This window comes from Endozoicomonas sp. YOMI1 (assembly GCF_024606345.1).
Lineage (GTDB): Bacteria > Pseudomonadota > Gammaproteobacteria > Pseudomonadales > Endozoicomonadaceae > Endozoicomonas.
The window spans coordinates 1-4,956 of sequence record NZ_JAHHPM010000469.1 but is presented as its reverse complement, the minus strand read 5'-3'; the positions used below and the strand labels follow the sequence as shown (position 1 = coordinate 4,956).

The window sequence follows — 4,956 nt, the reverse complement described above, 5'->3', positions numbered from 1 at the left end:
ACCGAATTTTTATCCTCAATTTTCTGCCATCCTCGCTACGGGGTCGCCTAGACGGACGCTATTCTCGGACAGCCTCCTATCCATTGATAAACAAAGGCATTTTTTATTTTTTGTCTTTCTGGGCAGTTTTTACTCTGGAAAATCCCCCTTTGTATTAAAAATCCTCTGCTATTCTTGTTTGGTGTGAAAAATCATTGGGGCTCGAATGAGTACGATCTTTTCAGAAATTACGACAGTCATTTGGGAGTACTTGCTGATCTATTTGCTGCTGAGTGCAGGTGTTTACTTCACCGTCAGGAGCCGCTTTGTTCAGTTACGTTATTTTTTCCACGCATGGAAGCTGATGCTGGGGTCTCGAAAGACATCCGATAATGAAATATCTTCATTCCAGGCTCTCTGTACCAGCCTGGCAGCGCATGTAGGTACCGGTAACCTGGCCGGGGTTGCCATGGCTATCTTTATCGGTGGGCCCGGTGCTGTGTTCTGGATGTGGGTCGTTGCCCTGCTGGGGATGGCCTCCAGTTTTGTTGAAAATACGCTGGCACAGCTCTATAAAACCAATAATAAAGATGGAACCTTTCGTGGCGGCCCTGCCTACTATATAGAGAAAGCACTTGGCCTGCGCTGGCTGGGTATCCTCTTTTCAGTTCTGTTGTTAACGACCTTCGGGTTTGTATTTAATGCGGTACATGCTAACTCGGTATCCCAGGCAGTTTCTGGTCATATGGCAGTGAGCCCGGCATTGGTGGGCCTGGTCATTGCTGGTGTGACTGCCTTTATTATTTTCAGAGGGATTCACTCGATTGTTCATTTTGCAGAGTTAGTGGTTCCGGTAATGGCCCTGGCTTATCTGCTTATTGCTTTTGGTGTTGTGGCTTTTCGTTTTGATGAAATGCCTGCCGTTATTACGCTGATTTTTGACAGTGCATTTGGTCTGCATTCAGCCACAGGCGGTGCTATTGGTTATTCCGTGGCCCAGGCCATGATGCAGGGTATCAAGCGAGGCCTATTTTCCAATGAAGCCGGCATGGGCAGTGGCCCCAATGCCGCTGCGACAGCAACACCCAGGCCAAACCATCCGGCGACCCAGGGCATCGTTTCCATGGTCAGCGTCTTTATTGATACCATTGTGATCTGTACAGCGACCGCAGCCATTGTGCTGTTATCCGGCCAGTTGGAAGCAGGCAGTAGCCTGAATGGTATCCAGCTGACTCAGGCCGCACTCGCCGGTATTGTCGGTGGCTGGGGGCAGTGGTTTATTTCCATTGCCGTCATCTTTTTTGGCTTTACATCGGTTATTGCCAATTATTACTACGGTGAGTCAAACCTTCTTTTTATTCGTAACAGCCCTCGTTTATTACTGGCTTATCGATCGGTTGTCGTATTTCTGGTCTTTCTTGGTTCAATCGCATCCCTTGAGATGGTATGGATGGTTGCGGACCTTGCCATGGGGCTGATGGCACTGATTAATCTTGTGATTATCCTGTTGCTCAGTGGTCCGGTTATGCAGGTATTAAGGGATTACGATTTACAGTCAAGATCCGGTCGTTCCCCTGAGTTTAACCGCAGTCGTTTTCCTTTTCTGGATCGAACGATTGATAAGGATGTCTGGGTCAATAAAACTGGGCCTGTGGATTCTCTCGAAAGTATTGAAAATGCCAATTTTCAGGAGACTAAATCCTGCTAGCAAAAGTTGGGATTTTGTACCAGAAAGCTGAATCTGGTTCTGCAATATTCGACTAAATTTTTTTTCTGGCTTTTAATTGTATCGGTTGTTATTTGTACGTACCAGTGATCGTTTTGTGCGTATTTTCGTGTTTTATTATTTAGCCTGGATTAGACGTCTGATGTTTTGTTTTTAAGGGGTTTCAGGCTGTTTTTAAGGGTTTTCTATGGTTTGGTTGATGGGTGTTTATACGTAGCATCTAAGGTTTATTCCCTAATGTTATAAATTTTGATTTGAAATAAAAATCGAGATTACACAATGCGCCGGGAATTTTATGAATAACTTAATAGACTCCATCAATAGTCTGCTTTGGGGCAACATTCTCATGTACCTGCTTATAGGGGCAGGCCTGCTTTTCACTGTAAAAACCCGCTTTGTTCAGGTTCGCCGGTTTAACCTGGCGATGAAAACCATGCTGGGTAGTCGTGCGACTGATTGTACTACTCATGTATCTCCGTTTCAGGCGTTTTGTACAAGTCTTGCCGCACGAATGGGGACTGGCAACATGGCGGGTGTTGCGGTCGCAATTACCATGGGGGGACCAGGTGCTGTATTCTGGATGTGGCTGATTGCGGTTCTGGGTATGTCCACCAGTCTTGCAGAGAATATTCTTGCCCAGCTCTATAAGACCAATAACGGTGACGGTACTTATCGTGGTGGTCCGGCTTACTACATTGAGAAAGCGCTGGGGCAGCGCTGGTTAGGTATTATCTTCTCTATCTCCCTGATTATTGCGTTTGGCTTCGCCTTTAACAGTGTGCAGTCTAACTCCATTGCTGCAGCATTCACCGGTTATGGGATTCCAACGGAAGCTATTGGTATTGGTCTGGCAATGGTGAGTGCCCTGATCATCTTTGGTGGTATTCGTTCCATTGCCAAAGTGGCAGAGATGATCGTACCGGTCATAGCCTTTGGCTACCTGGGTGTGGCTCTGGTGGTGGTATTTATGAATATTGCAGAGCTGCCAGCGGTATTCAGTCTGATCATCAAGAGTGCTTTTGGGCTTGAGAGTGCTGTCGGTGGCGGTGCGGGTTACGCGGTATCCCAGGCGATGCAGCAGGGGATCAAGCGTGGTTTGTTCTCCAATGAAGCGGGTATGGGCAGTGCCCCTAACGCAGCAGCAACTGCACACTCCAATCATCCTGCCAACCAGGGCCTGATGGGGATGCTGGGTGTCTTTATGGACACGATCATTGTCTGTACTGCGACCGCTTCTATTATCCTGATGTCCGGTGTTATGGACGGTTCCAGTGTCACAGGTATCGAGTTGACGCAGCTGGCCCTGGTCAGCCAGGTGGGTCCGATCGGTAAGCACCTGGTTGCAGCGGCTATTCTGTTGTTTGCTTTTAGTTCGATCATTGCCAACTATTATTATGGTGAATCCAACCTGCGCTTCATTATGGATAACAACTGGCTGGTGAATGGTTACCGCATTGCTGTTCTGGGTATGGTGATCTGGGGGGCAACCAGCAACCTGCCAACTGTGTGGAACTTTGCCGACGCTTCCATGGGGGTCATGGCGCTGATTAACCTGACGGCTATTCTGGTGCTGTCGGGTATTGTTGTAGAGGTGTTGAAGGACTTTGATGCGCAGGTGGCATCCGGTGTGACACCGGTATTCAATCGTCGCAAGTTCCTATTCCTTGATAAAACCATGGACGCAGATGTATGGACCGAGCACAGTTCAGGTCCGGTTGAAAACTCTGAGAAGGCGAAAGTTAAACGCACTGCGGCAGCAGGCGTTTAATGCTGATTTAGCTGGAATCAGTAAAGGCCGCTTTTTAAGTGGCCTTTTTTATACCGTAAGCGTTCAAGCAGGGGACAGACTCCCGTTAAGGCACGGCAGGTATTATCGTTTGCTTATCCAGAGGACAGCAACCAATACTTCTTACCAGACTCAATCACTTAGTTGGTAATTCTTGCCCGCTGCCGATAGTAATTGCATTACTATCGGCCAGTTAATAATCATGCACAACTTCCTGAGATATCCACTTTGCAGTATCCCTTCTTCTGGTGCCATTGACCCCAGCTCTGTCCATTGTGCTCCGGTGCCACTGCCATCTTCACAGACCACTAATGCCCAATTTGCGACTCACAAGGCGGAAGTTGTTCAGGGTGTGCAATCAAAAGTCAAACTTCCAGCGGCAGAGATTACTGACCATGCAGGTACCGCTATCGAAAGTAAAGCGGTTACCGACAGGAATATCCAACAGGCTACTGGTCAGTCGCTTCCCTCCATTAAGGGCGATCAACTGGATAAACCTGACCAGAAAGAACTTAAGGAAACGCAAGACCAACTACTCAAACAAGCCGATGAACTGCTTAAGAAAAGTAATGAAAATAAGGCGGTCACTGCCTCTCTGGGTGGCTTGAAACAGACGGTAGCTGAATTAAAAAAGAATCAGAACGATAGCCCGATAGAGGTGCTCAAGGCGCTTAAAAATATGGATTTCCCGCCCGCCCTGAAGGTCAAGATTACGCTTAAAAATGGAGAAAAGTTCAGTCTGATCCCCCCCGGGGATGAGTTGGAAAACCAGCTCAACCTGGGTCAGCTAATGGAGAAAGCCGTAGCGGTTCTAGAAAAGCATCACGATGAAAACTTCGCGTCATTCGATCAGGCCACCACTGACCGGGAAATCACCAACCTGAAACAGCAGGTCTCGGACATTGATCAACAAATCGGCGAAGAGGCCGCTGGTATTAATGACTTCGCCAGACTTGAGAACAGGCAATGCCTGCTTTCCATCAATATTCGAGCCAGAGTTCAGGATGGTTCAGTCAACGCCAGGCATATTGACGGTGGTCCGATACCTCAACAACAGACAATGGGCACTCCCCTGGCTGGGCCAGGGCATACAGCCACAACTGACCTGCCTTCTCAAACGAATCCTGAGGTGGGGCCTGACAATGACAGGCCTGTAATGCCTGAACCAACAGCACAGGAGCTGACAGATTCAAGCCCGGCTGATCCGGATATTTCCATCAATCCCCCTGATACTGGAGGTGATACAGCCCCCCCGGATGATCTCGATGTAGAAGTGACTTTCGATAATCCTGTTGTAGGGGGATCCGGGCAAGACGCTTCGCTGATCCCCGGCATAGTGCAGAGCCCTTCTGAAAACTTTACACCAGGCACAAGTTCACAGCCCGATGTTACTCAGCAAACCGGCGATACCGGTGAGGATTACAGTGAGCTTGATGGTGTCACTGAGTTGTTTGCCGAGTCAGAT

General features: G+C 48.3%; 4 protein-coding genes. 3 read left to right on the top strand and 1 reads right to left on the bottom strand.

The window, feature by feature from the left end:
• Positions 1–205: 205 nt before the first annotated feature.
• Together KDK15_RS16580 and KDK15_RS16575 are read left to right on the top strand one after the other, a co-directional pair.
• Entirely contained in the window at positions 206–1,687 is a 1,482-nt protein-coding gene (locus KDK15_RS16580) for a sodium:alanine symporter family protein (protein ID WP_257296501.1), read from the top strand.
• Positions 1,688–2,000: 313 nt separating this feature from the next.
• Complete coding sequence (locus KDK15_RS16575; RefSeq protein ID WP_257296500.1) at positions 2,001–3,473, top strand: sodium:alanine symporter family protein; 1,473 nt, start codon at positions 2,001–2,003, stop codon at positions 3,471–3,473.
• Between the two features lie 376 nt (positions 3,474–3,849).
• Here the strand turns inward: KDK15_RS16575 and KDK15_RS21580 are convergent, their stop codons facing one another.
• Positions 3,850–3,978, bottom strand: coding sequence for a hypothetical protein (locus KDK15_RS21580; RefSeq protein WP_373691392.1), 129 nt, complete (start codon positions 3,976–3,978; stop codon positions 3,850–3,852).
• A 669-nt stretch (positions 3,979–4,647) separates the two neighbouring features.
• Here KDK15_RS21580 and KDK15_RS21575 point away from each other — a divergent pair.
• Positions 4,648–4,956: hypothetical protein (locus tag KDK15_RS21575; RefSeq protein WP_373691391.1), on the top strand; the 309-nt coding region annotated here is incomplete at its 3' end.